Source organism: Pseudoduganella sp. UC29_106 (genome assembly GCF_044055365.1).
Classification (GTDB): domain Bacteria; phylum Pseudomonadota; class Gammaproteobacteria; order Burkholderiales; family Burkholderiaceae_D; genus Rugamonas.
The window spans coordinates 6471891-6488436 of the sequence record NZ_CP171977.1 but is presented as its reverse complement, the minus strand read 5'-3'; the positions used below and the strand labels follow the sequence as shown (position 1 = coordinate 6488436).

Below are 16546 nucleotides of genomic sequence, written 5' to 3'. Positions count from 1 at the left end.
AAATGAAGGTATTGGGATTGATCGTGGTGCTGGCGGCGCTTGGCGGTTGCGGCAAGAAGAATCCTGCGGACCAGGCGGCGCAGGATATCAAGGCCATGGGCGAGCAGCGCACCAGGGCGCAGGACGCGCTGAAGCAGCTGGAGGAAAGCCAGAACAAGGCAAAGGAAGCGGCTGACAAGGCCGGCGAAGAGAAGCAGTGAACAAGGCGATCCTGATCGTCGAGGACGAGGCGGCCATTGCCGACAGCATCGCCTACGCGCTGCGCAAGGATGGCTACGAGCCCCTGCACATCACGCTCGGCGAGCAGGCGCTGGCCTCGGCGCGCGCAACGCCGCCGGCATTGATGATCCTGGACGTCGGCCTGCCCGATATCAGCGGGCTGGAAGTGTGCCGCCGCCTGCGGCAGTTTTCCGATGTGCCGGTGATCTTCCTGACCGCGCGCAGCGATGAAATCGACCGTATCGTCGGCCTCGAAATCGGGGCGGACGATTACGTCACCAAGCCGTTTTCGCCGCGCGAACTGGTGGCGCGCGTGCGGGTGATCCTGCGCCGCGCCGGTGGGCCGGCGGTCGGCGCGCCCGCCTTCGAGCTGCGCGCCGCCGAAGCGCGCGTGCTGTACGGCGGCCGTCCCCTCGACCTCACGCGCTACGAATACCTGCTGCTGAAGACTCTCATCGAGCATCCCGGCCACGTGCTCTCCCGCGCCCAGTTGATGGACCGCGTCTGGTCCGACGCGCCGGACACGCTCGACCGCACCGTCGACGCCCACATCAAATCCCTGCGCGCGAAAATCCGCGCCATCGACCCCGCCGCCGACCCGATCCAGACCCACCGCGGCATGGGCTACAGCCTGCCGCCGGCATGAAGATCGGCCTGCGCATCCTGCTCGGCTACTTCCTGGTGGTGGGCCTGGCCGCGTGGTTCCTGCTGAATGTCTTTGTCGAACAGGTCAAGCCCGGCGTGCGCTCCACGCTGGAGGACACGCTGAACGACACCGCGCAGCTGCTGGCCGGCGCCGTGGCAGACGATGTGCGCGGCAGCGCCCTGGATGAAGCCCTGCTGGCCCGCCTGCAGCGCGCCGCGGCCCGTCCGCTCGATGCCAACATCGGCGGCCTGCCGAAGCGCCGCATCGATTACCGCATCTACCTCACGGATGAAAAAGGCATCGTGCGCTTCGATACCGCGAAGAAGGCCGTGGGCGAAGACTATTCGCGCTGGAACGACGTCTACCTGACGCTGCGCGGCCAGTACGGCGCGCGCATGACGCGCAGCCATCCCGAAGACGACGCCAGCGCCGTGATGTACGTCGCCGCGCCCATACGGGACGGCCAGCGCATCATCGGCGTGCTGACCGTGGCCAAGCCCATCTCCAGCGTGCAGGCTTTCGTCGATCGCAGCCAGCGCATCATCCTGAGCCGCGGCGCCGTGCTGCTTGGCCTGTCGCTGCTGATCGGCGTCGCCGTCACGCTCTGGCTGGCGCGCGCCCTGCGCAAGCTGATGGCCTATGTGGAGGATGTGCAGGCCGGCCGCAAGGCGGTGCTGCCGGAACTGGGACGCACCGAGATCGGCACCCTGGGCCACGCGCTGGAAGCGATGCGCGTCAAGCTCGAAGGCAAGGAGTATGTGGAAACGCTGATGCACACGCTGACCCACGAGCTGAAAAGTCCGATCGCCGCCATCCAGGCCGCGGCTGAATTGCTGGAAGAGGACATGCCGGAGGAAGAACGGCGCCGCTTCCTGTCCAATATCCAGAGCCAGAACGCGCGCCAGCGCGACCTGATCGACAAGCTGCTGGCCCTCGTGCGCGTCGAGAAGCAGCAGCGCCTCGATGCCGCCGAGCCGGTGGATGTGGCCGCGCTGCTGCAGGATGTGGCGGACGACTACCGCGCCCGCCTCGCCGACCGCAGCCAGATGCTCGACATCGCTGTCGCCGGCCAGCTGCAGGTGCGCGGCGATCCGCTGCTGCTGCGCCAGGCCCTCGGCAACCTGCTGGACAACGCCATCAGTTTCGCACCGGCCCACAGCACGCTGCGCATGGAAGCGCAGCGCGCAGGCGAGCAGGCCGCGATCCACGTCATCGACACGGGCGCCGGCATACCCGACTATGCAGCGCAGCGCGTGTTCGAGCGCTTCTATTCGCTGCCTCGGCCGGACGGCGCAAGGAGCACTGGCCTGGGCCTGCCCTTCGTGCGCGAGGTGTCCGCGCTGCATGGCGGCAGCGTGGAAGTCGCCAACGCTCCGCAAGGCGGCTGCCGCGCCACCCTGCGCCTGCCTTTCCCCCTTTCGCTCTGACTTCACAAAGAACGCATCGTCAACGCATATTCGCTTTCTACACTGGCGCAACCTTAACAACGGAAAGCGCCACCCATGCAAAAGAATCTAGCCATTAAAGCCATCATCATCGGCGTGCTGATGCTGCTGTTAGGCTTGCCGCTGCTGATGATCCAGTCGACCATCAGTGAGCGCATGGTTTTCCGCGACAATGCGGCAAGGAGCATCGCCCAGGACTCGGTGGGAGAGCAGCAGGTGTACGGCCCCGTGCTCGTCATTCCCTATGACGAGAGCTACAACGTAGAGGAAAAGAACGGCGACAGGAAAGAAGTCCGTCGCCAGACCGTGCACGCCACGCATCTCATTTTCCCGAACCAGCTGGAGGTCGTATCCAGGCTGGGCACGGAGCGCCGTTACCGCGGCATCCACCAGGTGCTGATGTACAACGGCGCGCACAGGGTGAGCGGCGACTTCGTGGTGCCGCCGCTGAGCGATATTCCGCATAAGGTGATTGGCTCCGATATCAAGCTTGGTCTGCCGTTCGTCGCCCTGGCGGTCGCCGACGTACGGGGCGTGCACGATTTTCCGCGTCTCGTGTGGGGCTTGCAGAACTTTGAATTTGAGCGCGGCTCGGGACTGCGCTCGCAGCCGGCCGGCCTGCATGCCACGCTGCAGATCGCGGACGTCACGCCCGGACCGGTGAAGTTCAGTTTCGATCTGAATTTGTCCGGCATGAACAGCCAGGAGTTCGTGCCGCTGGCGAGGAACAACCGCTTTGTGATGTCGTCGCCGTGGCCGCACCCGCAGTTCGGCGGCCGCTTCCTGCCGGAGCAGCGCGAGGTTGGCGACAAGGGCTTCCAGGCGGTGTGGCGTATTTCATCGTTGGCGACGGAAGCGCAGGACCAGCTGCTGCGCACAGAGCGCGGTGCAACGCAGGGCCAGCGCGCCGCGCCGGCGCTGGACGTGATCCGCACCAGCTTTATCGAGCCGGTCAATGTGTATTCGATGGCGGACCGCGCCACCAAGTATGGCCTGCTTTTTGTCGCGCTGACCTTCGCCGCCTTCTTCCTGTTCGAAGTGATGAAACGGCTGCCGATCCACCCCGTGCAGTATGCCCTGGTGGGACTGGCGCTGGCATTGTTCTTCCTGCTGCTGCTCAGCCTTTCCGAGCACATCGCTTTCCTGCCGGCCTATCTGCTGGCCAGCGCCGCGTGCATCGTGCTGATCGGCTACTACCTGGCCCACGTGCTGCATGACCGCCGGCGCGGCATCAGCTTCGGCGCCGCCCTGACGGTGCTTTATGGTGTGCTGTATGGCTTGCTCAGCTCCGAAAGCAATGCCTTGCTGCTCGGGGCGATCCTGCTGTTCGCGGTATTGGCAGGCATCATGGTGGCGACCCGCAAGGTGGACTGGTACCGTCTCGGCGACCCTTTGCCAGCGCGGGGCTGATCGCTGGGGCTCAGCTCCAGGCCCAGAAGCCGGCGGCCAGCGTGGAAGGGGCGCCCGCTCTGCCGGCGTTGCGGCGCGCGGCGCCGTCGTCGGCGAAGGGGCGCATCAGGTAATGGCGCACCATCGCTCCGCCGCCGATGGCGATGGCGTTGAGGCCGAAGCGCGGCGTGCGGATGGTGGGCGCCGGCAGCAGCGTAGCGCTGGCGCAGTCGTTCAGCACGCGGCGGCCCGGTTCGATGAAGCGCTCGCCGAGGCGGATCGCGGCGCCGCCGATCACGATGCACATCGGGTCGAAGGCGACCCACAGATTATTCAGCAGCACACCGAGGTTGCGTCCCGCCGCCTCGATCGCCTTGCAGGCGGCCGGGTCGCCGGATTCCGACTGCTGGAACAGGCGCTCCAGCTGTTCCGGGCTGGCGCCGGACAACTTGCCATACACCTCGTCCATCAGGGCTTGCAGGCCGATCAGCGCGTCGGCGCAGCCGCGCCGTCCGCAGGAGCAGGGCGGGCCGTTCTGTTGCAGGATGGTGTGTCCGACCTCGCCTGCGAAACCATACAGGCCGGTCAGCAGGCGGCCATTGACGATAATGCCCGAGCCCACGCCATAGCCGATACTCAGGTAGATCAGCGGGTCGGCATCGACCTGGCCGGAGAATTCCAGCTCGGCCAGCGCCGCCACGTTCGCCTCGTTCTGCACATACAGCGGCAAGCCCGCCAGGGCCGTGCCTTCGAAATGCGCGCGCAGCTGGCCCGCCACATCGACATTGCGCCAGCCCAGGTGCGGCGCGTAGTGCAGCATGCCCATCACGTCGTCGACCACGCCGTGCAGGCCGACTCCCGTGCCCAGCACGGTGCGGCCGGACAGCGCGCCGTCCGGCCGGGCCAGCTCCGCCATGGCGGCGGCGGCGGCGGCAATGCAGGCGCCGGGATCGTTGGCGTCCGCGTAGGGCAGCACGCGCTCGGCCAGCACCTCTCCCAGCAGGTTGGTGGCGACGAGGCGGGCCTCGCCGATGCCCATGTCGGCGCCCAGCAGCGCGAGGCGGCTGCCATCGATGTGCAGCGGCGTGGCGCGCCGGCCCAGGGCGCCCGTGGAACGCAGCTCGCTTTCGGTCAGCCAGCCCTCGTCCAATAGCTCGCGTACCAGCATGCTGACGGTGGACTTGGTCAGCCCCACAGTCTCGGCCAGCGCCGCGCGCGACAGGCCGGGCTGGCTGCACAGCTGGCGCACCAGGGCCATGCGGTTGATCTGCTTCAGCATCTGCTGGTCGCCAGCGACAATCATGGGTTTCGTAGGAGAAGTAGGGCGTTCGCCGATCATACACGAAGCTGTCAGTGCTGTATTCATGCAACATTGCACGGATCGCATTTGTTCATCCGATTGACGAATTATTACATTTCTCCTATTCTGACCCTGCTTTTCAATTAGTAAATCGATTTAACTAAGTCGTACCACCAAGTCGTACCTCTCGTATCAGCTTCCAGGCGGCTCGCGCCGCACGGTAGTGCAGTATCTCGGCGTTCGCACGCCGCAGCCGTTTGCAGTTCTCAGCACCGCTAGTCGTTTCTAATAAACAAAACAGGAGACAACGTGCAGCACAATATGAAAACGTTTTCAAGTCGCCGGCTGAACCGGCGCACCCTGATCAGCCTCGCCGTTGCCGGCGCCTGCGCCAGCTATCTGCCGGCCCAGGCACAGGACGCCGAGGCCGTCAGGTCGGTGGGGGATTCGGGCGACGCGCCCAAAGTGATTGTGTCCGGCATCCGTGCCGCGATGCAGTCCACCCTGAACCTGAAGCGCAATTCCGACGGTATCGTCGATGGCATCGTCGCCGACGACATCGGCAAATTCCCCGATACCAACCTGGCCGAATCGATCCAGCGCATTTCCGGCGTCTCGATCGACCGCACCAATGGCGAGGGCGCCAAAGTCACCGTGCGCGGTGTGGGCCCGGACCTGAACATGATCCTGCTGAACGGCCGCCAGATGCCGACGTCCGGCCTGGCCGACCTGAACGGCCGCGCTTTCGACTTCGCCAACCTGGCTTCGGACGCTGTCCAGCAGATCCAGGTCTACAAGACCAGCCGTGCCGACACGCCGCCCGGCGGCATCGGCGCCACGGTCAACATCATCACCGCGCGGCCCTTCGACAATCCGGGCCTGCATTCGAGCATCGGCATGAAGGGCGTGTACGACAGCTCGAACGACCACCTGCCGAAGGAAGACAAGGCCAGCACCTCGGTGACGCCGGAAATCTCCGGCATCTACAGCAATACCTTCGCCGACGGCAAATTCGGCATCGCCGTCAGCGGCAGCTACCAGGAACGCAACCTGGGCGTGAACACGGCCTCCATCACCAATGGCTGGCGCGGTCCGTTCCGCGCGGATGAAAATAACTGGGGCACCATCCCGCAGCCGGGCCAGACCGGCTACGGCAACATCACCAACCGCCCGACGGGAGACACCATCTATTCGGTGCCGCAGAATATCTCCTACTTCATGCGCGGTTCGCAGCGTCAGCGCACCAACGGCCAGCTGACCATGCAGTTCAAGCCGGTGAATGAGCTGGTCACCACGCTGGACTACACCTACTCGCAGAACAAGATCCAGACCAGGTCGCACGAGCTGAGCGCCTGGTTCAATATGGGTCCTTCCGTGAGCTCCTGGACCGGCGGCCCGATCGCTTCGCCGATCTTCTACCAGGAGAACGTGACGGCGCAGGATATCGCCATGAACGGCGCGGACTATGCCACCAAGTCGGAAAACAAGTCGACCGGCTTCAACGCCGTCTGGAAACCCACCAGCGGCCTGAAACTGGTGTTCGACGCCCACCATTCGACCGCCGAATCGAAGGCCGACAGCCCGTTTGGCTCGAACAATGACCTGTCCACGGTCAGCTTCAGCCGCGGCAACACGCGCGTCAACTTCGAGCACGAGATGCCGGTGCTGAGCATCCAGGGGGCGGACTTCGTGAACGCGCCGATGCAGGTCTCCGGTTCCTGGTTCCAGGACGGCTACCAGAAGATGACGGTCGACCAGGCCCAGGGCAGCGGCAGCCTGAAACTGATGGAAAGCTCCAACCTGAACTTCGGCCTCTCGTTCACCCGCGTGCGCAACCGCTCCGCCTTCCAGCAGGTGCAAAGCGATACCTGGGGTGGCGCTACCAAGGCGTCCGACTACCCGCAGTCGCTGTTCGTGGCGGACGATCTGCGCAAGTACTTCGGCAAGATGGACGGCGTGGATGATCCGGCCCTGTTCAACCAGATCCACACCTTCAACTTCGCCGCCATGCGCGAGGTGGCGGCAAAGGCGACCGGCAAGCCGGAGCTGTACATGCCAAGCCTGGCCAATCCGGACTACGACCGCCGCACGCGCGAGAAGTCCAAGTCCGCCTATCTGCAGTTCGTGACGGACTGGGACACGGCCATCCCGATGCATGCCGGCGTCGGCGTGCGCTATGAGAAGACCGACGTGCTGTCCACGGCGCTGTCCGTGAAGCCGGTGGCGGTGACCTGGGTGTCGCAGAATGAATTGCCGATCAAGTTCGACGGCAAGACCTTCACTTCGCAGACCGGCTCCTACACCAATGTGCTGCCGAATGTGGACTGGGATGCCGACCTGCGGCAGGACATCAAGGTACGCGCCAGCTATGGCGTCACCATCGGCCGGCCGCGCTATGACCAGATCCAGGGCGGCACCACTATCGGCGCCACGGCCAACGTGAACGGCGACTCAGCATCCACCGGCAATCCGGGCCTGAAGCCGGTCAAGTCCAAGAACCTGGACCTGTCGGGCGAATGGTATTACGACGACCGCAGCGTGGTCTCGCTGGGCCTGTTCTACAAGAAGCTGAGCAACTACGCGGGCCAGTCCGTGACCAGCATCCCGCAGGCGGGCCTGCACACGCCAGTGGGCGGCAAGTACTGGAACGCGGCGCTGGGGGCGGGCTGTATCAGTACCGACACCGCCTGCATCCGCAACTTCATCTTCAAGAACTTCAACGGCCAGCCTGGCGTGGTGCGCGGGCCGGACAACGAGAAAGGCGAAATCACCGGCACCATCACGGGCCAGGACTTCGACCCGATCATCAATTTCCAGACCACCAGCTACGTCAACGCGCAGTCGGCCAACCTGCGTGGCGCGGAAATCAACTGGCAGCACATGTTTGGCAACAGCGGCTTCGGCATCCAGGCCAACTACACCTATGTGAAGTCCGGCCTGACCTACAACGACAACGGCTTTGGCGACCAGTTCGCGCTGGTGGGCCTTGGCAATTCGGCCAACCTGGTGGGTATCTACGAGGATAACAAGTGGAGTATTCGCGCGGCCTATAACTGGCGCGACAAGTTCCTCGCTTCGACCACCGACCTGGCGGGGCCGAACCCGCAGTATGTCGAGCCTTACGGCCAACTGGACTTGAGCGTGGGCTACGCCTACAACAAGAACCTCAGTTTCCAGTTTGAGGTGATCAACCTCACCGACCAGCAGCAGCGCATCCACGGCCGCACCGAAATGATGGTGCTCAGCCTGACGCAATCCGGACCGCGCTATATGTTCGGGGCCCGCTACAAGTTCTGATCTCTGGGGCGCGATGCCGGGGTAGTGTGGTGCTGCCCCGGCATTTTTCACAGGCCGCGATCGCGGCCTGCCTTTTTCGAAAGTACCCATGAGTATCCAGGAACTTCAGCATATCGTGATTGTCGGCGGTGGCTCGGCAGGCTGGCTCACGGCCGGCGTGCTTGCGGCGGAACACTCGGCGCACGCGGGCGCGCGCCTGCGCGTGACCCTGCTCGAATCGCCGGATGTGGCGCCCATCGGCGTCGGCGAGGGCACCTGGCCCAGCATGCGCGACACGCTGGCGCGAATCGGCGTTTCGGAGACGGACTTCTTCCGCCAATGCGACGCCTCCTTCAAACAAGGTTCGCGCTTCAATGCCTGGGTCGACGGCAGCGAAGGCGACCACTACTTCCATCCCTTCGTTGTGCCGCAAGGATACGGCGAAGCCAACTTGGCGGCGCGCTGGCGGCAGGCGCATCCCGATGCCGCCTTCGCCGACCTGGTCTGCTATCAGCCGCAGCTCTGCCTGCACGGGCGGGCGCCCAAGCAGGCCGGCACGCCGGAGTTTGCGGCGGTGTCCAACTACGGCTACCACCTGGACGCGGGCAAATTCGGCACCTTCCTGCGGCGGCATTGCACCGACCGGCTGCGGGTGCGCCATATTACCGACCATGTCACGGCCGTCACCTCGCGCGACAACGGCGATATCGCCGCCTTGCAGACACGCCGGCACGGCGCCATCGAGGCCGACCTGTTCATCGATTGCACCGGCTCGCAGTCGCTGCTGCTGGGCCAGCACTTCGGCGTACCCTTGCTGCCGCAGCAGCACATCCTGTTCAACGACAGCGCGATGGCGCTGCAGCAGGCATATCCTGATGACCAGGCCCCGATCGCGTCGCAGACCGTGTCCACGGCGCAGGCACATGGCTGGATCTGGGATATCGGCCTGCCCACCCGGCGCGGCATCGGCTATGTATATTCCGGTGCGCACTGCAGCGACGAGCAGGCGGTCAACGCCCTGCACGCCTACCTGCGGCGCACGGGCAGCCAGCATGATTTGCCCACGCCGCGCAAGCTGTCCTTCCAGCCCGGCTACCGGGAGCGCTTCTGGGTGGGCAACTGCGTGGCTATCGGCCAGGCGGCGGGCTTCCTGGAACCGCTCGAGGCCTCGGCGCTGGCGATGGTCGAACTGTCGGCGGCGATGCTGGCCGACGCCATGCCGGCCAACCGTGCGGCGATGGACATTGCCGCGCAGCGCTTCAACGAGGCATTCCGCTATCGCTGGGAGCGCGTCATCGATTTCCTCAAGCTGCACTATGTGCTGAGCAGGCGCGATGACAGCAGCTACTGGCGCGAGAATCGCGAAGCCGGATCGATTCCGCTGCGGCTCCAGGAGCTGCTGCAGCTGTGGCGGCACCAGCCGCCCTCGCGCTATGATTTGCAGCGCATCGAGGAGGTATTCCCGGCCGCCAGCTACCAGTACATCCTGTATGGCATGGGTTTCGAGACCGACTATGGCGACGGCCGCCGGCGCTCCGACCGCCCGGAGCTGGCCGATGCCTGTTTCGCCGAAACCCAGGAGCTCACCCGCAGGATGCTGGCCGGCCTGCCGGGCAACCGCGAACTGATCGCACACATTCAACGCCATGGCCTGGCGCGGCGCTGAGCCGCCCAGCCCTTTAACGACAGGTACACCATGACCAATATCGTAATGCTCAATAATGTCGACCACCAGAACCTGCGCGTTGTCACTGCGCACGGTGAAAAGTATGGCGACAACCTGATGACCTGCGCCACCTTTCCGCGCGAGTTTCGCGACCTGCAGGCGCATTACCCCATCGTGTTCCGCAAGACGGAAGACGGCTTCGGTTTCGAGCCCGTGGCGCTGCTGGGCTTCCAGGAGGGCGAAAACCTGTATCTCGGCCCGCAGGGCTGGGACGTGAACTACATCCCGATGGCGATGGAGCGCCTGCCTTTCCTGATCGGCCGCTCGGGCGAAGAGCTGAACATCCACATCGACCTGGACAGCCCGCGCGTCAGCCGCACGGAAGGCGAGGCGCTGTTCCTGGCGTATGGCGGCATCACGCCTTACCTGGAGCGCATCAATTCCATGCTGCTGACGATCCACCAGGGCTTGCAGGACCTGCCGGGCTTTATCGCCGCGCTGCGCGAGCATGACCTGCTGGAATCCTTCGTGGCCGACATCGAACTGGAAGACGGCTCGCAAAACCGCCTGTTCGGCTTCTACACCATCAATGAGGACAAGCTGCTGCAACTGCCGGGCGCCGTGCTGGAAGGCCTGATGCGCGCGGGCCATCTGCAGTCGATCTACATGGTGATGGCCTCGCTGTCCAATTTCCGCGGCCTGATCGACCGCAAGCAGCGCGCCGTCAACGCCCATGCTTAAGCCGATCCGCGAGCTGTCCGGCCTGCGCCCGGCGGATCTCAGCGACGAGCTGCTGACCTCCACCGAGCCGCTGGTCTTGCGTGGCCTGGCCGCGGAGTGGCCGCTGGTGAAGGCCGGACGCGCATCGCAGCAGGCCGCCAGCGACTACCTGCGCCGCTACTATCGGGGCGAAAAGGTGATTGCCATGCTGGGCGCTCCGGATATCGGCGGCCGCTTTTTCTACAACGAAGACTTGAGCGGCTTCAATTTCGCATCCGTGCGCACGGGCCTGGGCGGCGTGCTGGACGAACTGGCGGCGCACCGCAACGCACCGCAGCCGCCCGCCATCTATGTGGGTTCCACCGAAGTTGACGGCTGCCTGCCGGGCCTGCGCGCGGAGAACGACCTGGATCTCGGTGCGCGCCAGCCCTACGTCAGCATCTGGCTGGGCAACCAGACCCGCATCGCGGCCCACTATGACCTGCCGGACAATATCGCCTGCGTGGCGGCCGGCCGCCGCCGTTTCACACTGTTCCCGCCCGGGCAGCTGGGCAACCTGTATATCGGCCCGCTCGATTTCACGCCGGCCGGGCAGGCCATCAGCCTGGTCGACTTTCACCGTCCCGACCTGGCCCGCTTTCCCCGCTTTGCCACGGCGCTGGAACATGCGCAGTCGGCTGAACTGGAGGCAGGCGACGCGATCTTCATCCCCAGCATGTGGTGGCACCACGTGGAGGCGCTGGACCCCTTCAACATCCTGGTCAATTACTGGTGGCGCCAGTCGCCCGGCTACATGGACACGCCCACCAATACCCTGATGCTGGCGCTGATGACCATGCGCGAGCTGCCGCCGGCCCAGCGCGCCGCCTGGCAGGAACTGTTCCGCCATTACGTCTTCGACAGCGACGGCAGCGAGGCCGCGCACATTCCCCCTGGCGCGCGCGGCGTGCTGGCGCCCCTGGACGATGCCGCCGCGCGCGCGCTGCGCGGCCAGATCCTCAACCGCATGAACCGTTAAGGACATTCCCATGCAAGCAAATAATCACCCGATCCGCCGCGTCGTCATCGCCGGCGGCGGCACGGCCGGATGGATGGCTGCGGCCGCGCTGTCCAGGACGATGGGCAAGATCCTCGACATCACCCTGGTCGAATCCGACGAAATCGGCACGGTGGGCGTGGGCGAAGCCACCATCCCGTCCATGATCACCTTCCACGACCTGCTGCAACTGAACGAGAGCGAGTTCATGGCCGCCACGCAGGCGACCTTCAAGCTGGGTATCAGCTTCGAGAACTGGCGCAACGTGGGCGAGGACTACATCCATTCCTTCGGCACTACCGGCACCGACCACTGGACCGCCGGCTTCCAGCACTTCTGGCTCAAGGCCCGCGCGCGCCGCCTGGCGGGCGACTATGGCGACTATTGCCGCGAACTGAAGGCGGCACAGATGGACCGCTTTGCCCACCTGCCGGACCAGGGCATGAACTACGCCTATCACCTCGATGCGGGGCTGTACGCACGCTACCTGCGCAAGTTCAGCGAGGCGCTGGGCGTGCGCCGCGTGGAGGGCAGGATCGTGCAGGTGGGCCAGGATGCGCAATCCGGCTTTATCCGTTCCCTGACACTGGATGGCGGCGCGCAGATCGAAGGCGACCTGTTCATCGACTGCTCGGGCTTCCGCAGCCTGCTGCTGGGTCAGACCATGGGCGTGGAATTCGAAGACTGGTCGCATCTGCTGTTCTGCGACAGTGCACTGGCAGTGCAGACCGGATCGACAGGCGTGGTGCCGCCGTACACGCGCGCCATCGCCCACCACGCGGGATGGCAATGGCGCATCCCGCTGCAGCACCGCGTCGGCAATGGCCTCGTGTATTCCAGCCGTTACCTGGATGACGAAGAGGCGCGCCGCATGCTGCTCTCCAACCTGGCCGGTGAGCCGCTGATGGAGCCGCGTCCAATCCGCTTCAAGCCGGGCCAGCGCCGCCAGACCTGGCGCGGCAACTGCGTGGCCATCGGCCTTGCCAGCGGCTTCCTGGAACCGATCGAATCGACCAGCATCCACCTGATCCAGCGCAGCCTGATCCGCCTGCTGCAAATGTTCCCGAGCGCCGGCATCTGCCAGACCGACATCGATGAATTCAACCAGCAGACGGCGCACGAAGTGGCGCACATCCGCGATTTCATCATCCTGCACTACCACGTGACCAACCGTGACGACTCGCCGTTCTGGCGCGCTTGCCGCGAACTCGAACTGCCGCCGTCGCTGCGCCATCGCATCAGCCACTTCCGTGAAACGGGCCGCGTGTTCCGTGTGCCGAATGAGCTGTTTGCGGAAAACTCCTGGGTGCAGGTGATGCTGGGCCAGGGCATTGAGCCGGAGCGCTACCACCAGATCGCCGACATGATGGGCGACGCCGAGCTGACGCAATTCCTGCGCAATATCAGCGGCTCCGTGGAGGCGGTCGTGCGCCAGCTGCCGCGCCATCAGGATTACCTGCGGCGCTACTGTCCCGCGCCCTGACGTACAATTGGGCGCGTTACTCCCGTATCCGCCCTCGATGAAACGACTGCTGCCTGCCATAGCCCTTGCATCCGCCTGCGCCGGCGCCCCGCCCGTGCAGGCAGGCGCGCTGCCGGCCGCCGCGCCGGCGGCGCTGGGCATGTCCGCCGAGCGCCTGCAGCGGGCGGACAGCTTGCTCGCCAGCGCCATCGAGCGCCAGGAGTACCTGGGAGCGGTCGCGCTGGTGCTGCGCAAGGGCAGGGTGGTCGATTACAAGGCATTCGGCCACCGCGACCTGGCGCGCAACGAGCCGCTGCAGCGCGACGCCATTTTCCGCATCTTATTCGATGTCCAAGACCGTCACCGCCGCCGCCATCCTGATCCTGATGGAAGAGGGCAAGCTGCTGCTGGAAGATCCCGTGTCGAAGTACATCCCCGAATTTGCCGGGCCGCGCCTCTTCGCTGGCGGCACGGCGGAGGCGCCTGAAACCCGGGCGCCGAAAGGGCCGGTGACGATCCGCCAGCTGCTCACGCACACGCCGGGCTTCGCCAGCTACGGCGACCGCTCGCTGCCCGTCAACCGCATCTTCGATGCTGCCGACTTGCCGCATGCGCCGGACCTCGCCGTGTTCGCCCAGCGCCTGGCGAAGCTGCCGCTGGCACACGAGCCGGGCGAGGAATTTCATTATGACGGCACCGCCACCGTGCTCGCAGGCCGTCTCGTTGAAGTCATCTCCGGCCAATCCTTTGATGTCTTCCTGCAGGAGCGCCTGTTCAAGCCACTGCAGATGGTGGATACCGGCTTCACCGTGCCGCCGGCGAAGCGCCACCGCATTGCCGCGATGACGACTACCGATGCCGATGGCCGGCTGGCCGCGCCCGGCAGGATCGCAGCGGACGGCGAACAGCAGAATCCCTATGTCAGCGGCGCCGGCGGGCTGTATTCGACCGCGCCCGACTACGCGCGCTTCGCCCAGATGCTGCTCAATGGCGGGCAGCTGGATGGCGTGCGTATACTGGGCCGCAAGAGTGTGGAACTGATGATGTCCAACCACCTCACCCACCTGACTCCACCCGTGCATGAATTCAGCCAGGCCGAAGGCTTTGGCCTGGGCGGCTATGTGCTGCTGGATGTAGCGCGGCGCGGCCGGCAGGGCAGCGCCGGACAATTTGGCTGGCTGGGAGCGGCGGCCACCTATTACACTATCGACCCCAAAGAGCAGCTGGTGATGCTGCTGATGATGCAGCACCTGCCGCAAGGCTTGCCCGGCGATCCGCCGAAGCTCCATCTCAAATTCTATAACCTGGTCTACCAATCCTTGATCGACTGATATGGCAACAATGAAGCAGGTGGCGGAGCGCGCAGGCGTATCCACCACGACCGTATCCCACGTGCTCAATAACACGCGCGTCGTCAGCGAGGACGTGCAGGAGCGGGTGCGCGCGGCAATGAAAGAGCTGCGCTATATCCCGAGCGCCGTGGCGCGCAGCCTGAAGGGCGACAAGACCCATACCATCGGGATGATGATCCCGAATAACACCAATCCCTATTTTGCGGAACTGATCCAGGGCATCGAGGATGCATCCTTCAAGCAGGGCTATAACGTCATCCTGTGCAACGCCTATGACGACACGCGCAAGCAGACGGCCTACCTGCAGGTGCTGATGGAAAAGCGCATCGATGGCCTGATCCTGGTGGCGTCGGGAGGCGATGCGGAGTTGTCCGCCCGGCTCCAGCACCTGCCCATCCCCACCGTGCTGGTGGACCGCGAAGTGGCGGGCGTGGAGGCCGACTTCGTGGAAGCCGACCACGAGGAGGGCGGCTACCTCGCCGCGCGCTACCTGATCGAACTGGGACACCGCGACATCGCTTGCGTGTCCGGCCCCATCGACCTGCCGCCTTCGCGGGCGCGTGTGGAAGGCTACCTGCGTGCGCTGAAGGAGGCGGGCCTGCGTTTCCGTCTCGACTGCCTGGTGCGCAGCGATTTCACCAGCGAGGGCGGCTACCAGGCTTTCAGCCAGTTGCTGGCGCTGGCCAAACCGCCGACCGCCATCTTCGCCAGCAACGACCTGATGGCAATTGGCGGCATTTGCGCGGCCAGCGCGCGCGGCGTGCGCGTGCCGGACCAGCTGTCGGTGTTGGGTTATGACGACATTGCGCTTGCCTCCTTTACAACGCCGCCGCTGACCACGGTCGCCCAGCCGAAGTATGAAATGGGCGAGCTGACGGCCCGCCTTCTCCTCGAGCGCGTAGCGGGCCAGAGCCAGGCGCTGCGCCGCGAACTGCTGCACACCAAGCTGGTTGTGCGGCAATCCACCCGCCAATTGACCTAATTTCCGAAAAGAAAGAGTTGACAGCCGATCGGTGCACGTATTCAATAGCAATCGTTTGCGCAAACGATTGCGTCTGAAAATAGTTAAATCGGAGATACCCAGCATGACTCCCCGCATCACCATCGTCGGCAGTATCAACATCGATCTGGTGTTGCGCACGCCGCGCATGCCGCTGCTGGGTGAAACCATCAGCGGCAGCGGCTTCCGCCAGGTCGGCGGCGGCAAGGGCGCCAACCAGGCCGTTGCCGCAGCACGGCAGGGCGCCGAAGTGCACTTCGTGGGCGCCGTGGGCAGCGACGCATTCGGGCAGAGCGCGCTGGCCGACCTGCGCGCCAATGGCGTGGACACTACCCGGATTGTGGTGGCGCCGGACGTGGCCACCGGCGTGGCCGGCATTTTCGTCGATGCGGAAGGCGCCAACAGCATCGTGCTGCCCCTGGCGCGAACGATGCGCTCAGCGTGGTCCAGGTCGAAGCGGCCGCCGCAACCATTGCCTCCTCTTCCTATCTTGTCTGCCAGCTGGAGTCGCCGCTGGAAAGCGTGCAGCGCGCGATCGAAATCGCCCACGGCGCCGGCGTGAAAGTCGTATTCAACCCGGCGCCGGCCGCGCCGCTGCCGGACAGCCTGCTGGCCATGGCCGACTACCTCGTCGTCAATGAAACGGAAGCGATGCAACTGAGCGGCCTCTGTGTCACCGGTCCCGCCGATGCGGAAGCGGCCGCGCGCGCCCTGCGCCATCGTGGCGCCGGCGCTGTGCTGCTGACGATGGGCGAAGCCGGCGTGGCCGTTTGCGCGGCCGATGGCGAATACCTGGTGCCGGCCGTGAAAGTGCAGCCGGTCGATACCACGGCGGCGGGCGACACCTTCGTGGGCGCATTGACGGTGGCGCTGGCGCGCGGCATGGCCTTGCCTGCCGCCACCCGCGAAGCGCAGTTTGCGGCGGCGCTGGCGGTGACGCGCATCGGCGCCCAGACCTCGATTCCCACACGTGCGGAATTGCAGGAGTTTATCGAAAGCCGGGGTGGACGGGCCGCCCTCGGTCTCGATGGATAG

At 65.2% G+C, this 16546-nt stretch carries 13 protein-coding genes and 1 pseudogene; 13 read left to right on the top strand and 1 reads right to left on the bottom strand.

What is annotated here, in order from left to right; translation table 11 throughout:
* The first annotated feature begins 2 nt into the window (after positions 1-2).
* The 4 genes from ACHMW6_RS32340 (at position 3) to creD (ending at position 3720) form a co-directional block, all read left to right on the top strand.
* Complete coding sequence (locus tag ACHMW6_RS32340) at positions 3-200, top strand: hypothetical protein (RefSeq protein ID WP_395403289.1); 198 nt, start codon at positions 3-5, stop codon at positions 198-200.
* On the top strand, positions 197-865 hold the full coding sequence (gene creB / locus ACHMW6_RS32335; protein ID WP_395403287.1) for a two-component system response regulator CreB: 669 nt from the start codon (positions 197-199) through the stop codon (positions 863-865). Before ACHMW6_RS32340 ends, creB begins: the two co-directional genes overlap by 4 nt.
* Positions 862-2292, top strand: coding sequence for a two-component system sensor histidine kinase CreC (gene creC / locus ACHMW6_RS32330; protein ID WP_395403285.1), 1431 nt, complete (start codon positions 862-864; stop codon positions 2290-2292). The genes creB and creC overlap by 4 nt, the downstream gene beginning before the upstream one ends.
* Before the next feature lie 75 nt (positions 2293-2367).
* Positions 2368-3720: a cell envelope integrity protein CreD gene (gene creD, locus ACHMW6_RS32325; RefSeq protein WP_395403283.1), complete on the top strand. Its 1353-nt coding sequence runs from the start codon at positions 2368-2370 to the stop codon at positions 3718-3720.
* Between the two features lie 10 nt (positions 3721-3730).
* Here the strand turns inward: creD and ACHMW6_RS32320 are convergent, their stop codons facing one another.
* The gene (locus tag ACHMW6_RS32320; RefSeq protein ID WP_395403281.1) at positions 3731-5002 is read right to left on the bottom strand and encodes an ROK family protein; all 1272 of its coding nucleotides are present in this window, start codon (positions 5000-5002) and stop codon (positions 3731-3733) included.
* A 318-nt stretch (positions 5003-5320) separates the two neighbouring features.
* Between ACHMW6_RS32320 and ACHMW6_RS32315 the strand changes: the two genes are divergently transcribed.
* From ACHMW6_RS32315 to rbsK, 9 genes and pseudogenes are all read left to right on the top strand, one after another.
* Positions 5321-8296, top strand: a complete 2976-nt coding sequence (locus tag ACHMW6_RS32315; protein ID WP_395403279.1) for a TonB-dependent receptor — start codon at positions 5321-5323, stop codon at positions 8294-8296.
* 88 nt (positions 8297-8384) lie between these two features.
* A complete protein-coding gene (locus ACHMW6_RS32310; RefSeq protein WP_395403277.1) occupies positions 8385-9941 on the top strand; it encodes a tryptophan halogenase family protein in 1557 nt (518 codons plus the stop codon).
* Positions 9942-9971: 30 nt separating this feature from the next.
* Positions 9972-10682, top strand: coding sequence for a SapC family protein (locus tag ACHMW6_RS32305; protein WP_395403275.1), 711 nt, complete (start codon positions 9972-9974; stop codon positions 10680-10682).
* Positions 10675-11679: a cupin-like domain-containing protein gene (locus tag ACHMW6_RS32300; protein WP_395403273.1), complete on the top strand. Its 1005-nt coding sequence runs from the start codon at positions 10675-10677 to the stop codon at positions 11677-11679. The genes ACHMW6_RS32305 and ACHMW6_RS32300 overlap by 8 nt, the downstream gene beginning before the upstream one ends.
* A 10-nt stretch (positions 11680-11689) precedes the next feature.
* Positions 11690-13180 (top strand): tryptophan halogenase family protein, encoded by a 1491-nt coding sequence (locus ACHMW6_RS32295; RefSeq protein WP_395403271.1) that lies wholly within the window; start codon positions 11690-11692, stop codon positions 13178-13180.
* 37 nt (positions 13181-13217) lie between these two features.
* Positions 13218-13646, top strand: a complete 429-nt coding sequence (locus ACHMW6_RS32290) for a hypothetical protein (protein WP_395403269.1) — start codon at positions 13218-13220, stop codon at positions 13644-13646.
* Positions 13546-14490 (top strand): serine hydrolase domain-containing protein, encoded by a 945-nt coding sequence (locus ACHMW6_RS32285; RefSeq protein ID WP_395408770.1) that lies wholly within the window; start codon positions 13546-13548, stop codon positions 14488-14490. Before ACHMW6_RS32290 ends, ACHMW6_RS32285 begins: the two co-directional genes overlap by 101 nt.
* 1 nt (position 14491) lies before the next feature.
* Positions 14492-15493, top strand: coding sequence for a LacI family DNA-binding transcriptional regulator (locus ACHMW6_RS32280; RefSeq protein ID WP_395403267.1), 1002 nt, complete (start codon positions 14492-14494; stop codon positions 15491-15493).
* A gap of 103 nt (positions 15494-15596) precedes the next feature.
* Positions 15597-16546: pseudogene (gene rbsK / locus ACHMW6_RS32275) on the top strand (ribokinase).

Coding starts and splice junctions, on each gene's coding strand:
- ACHMW6_RS32320 (WP_395403281.1), bottom strand. CDS start 5,002: ATGATTGTCGCTGGCGACCAGCAGATGCTGAAGCAGATCAACCGCATG.
- ACHMW6_RS32305 (WP_395403275.1), top strand. CDS start 9,972: ATGACCAATATCGTAATGCTCAATAATGTCGACCACCAGAACCTGCGC.
- ACHMW6_RS32280 (WP_395403267.1), top strand. CDS start 14,492: ATGGCAACAATGAAGCAGGTGGCGGAGCGCGCAGGCGTATCCACCACG.
- ACHMW6_RS32340 (WP_395403289.1), top strand. CDS start 3: ATGAAGGTATTGGGATTGATCGTGGTGCTGGCGGCGCTTGGCGGTTGC.
- creC (WP_395403285.1), top strand. CDS start 862: ATGAAGATCGGCCTGCGCATCCTGCTCGGCTACTTCCTGGTGGTGGGC.
- ACHMW6_RS32285 (WP_395408770.1), top strand. CDS start 13,546: ATGGAAGAGGGCAAGCTGCTGCTGGAAGATCCCGTGTCGAAGTACATC.
- ACHMW6_RS32300 (WP_395403273.1), top strand. CDS start 10,675: ATGCTTAAGCCGATCCGCGAGCTGTCCGGCCTGCGCCCGGCGGATCTC.
- ACHMW6_RS32315 (WP_395403279.1), top strand. CDS start 5,321: ATGAAAACGTTTTCAAGTCGCCGGCTGAACCGGCGCACCCTGATCAGC.
- ACHMW6_RS32295 (WP_395403271.1), top strand. CDS start 11,690: ATGCAAGCAAATAATCACCCGATCCGCCGCGTCGTCATCGCCGGCGGC.
- creD (WP_395403283.1), top strand. CDS start 2,368: ATGCAAAAGAATCTAGCCATTAAAGCCATCATCATCGGCGTGCTGATG.
- ACHMW6_RS32310 (WP_395403277.1), top strand. CDS start 8,385: ATGAGTATCCAGGAACTTCAGCATATCGTGATTGTCGGCGGTGGCTCG.
- ACHMW6_RS32290 (WP_395403269.1), top strand. CDS start 13,218: ATGAAACGACTGCTGCCTGCCATAGCCCTTGCATCCGCCTGCGCCGGC.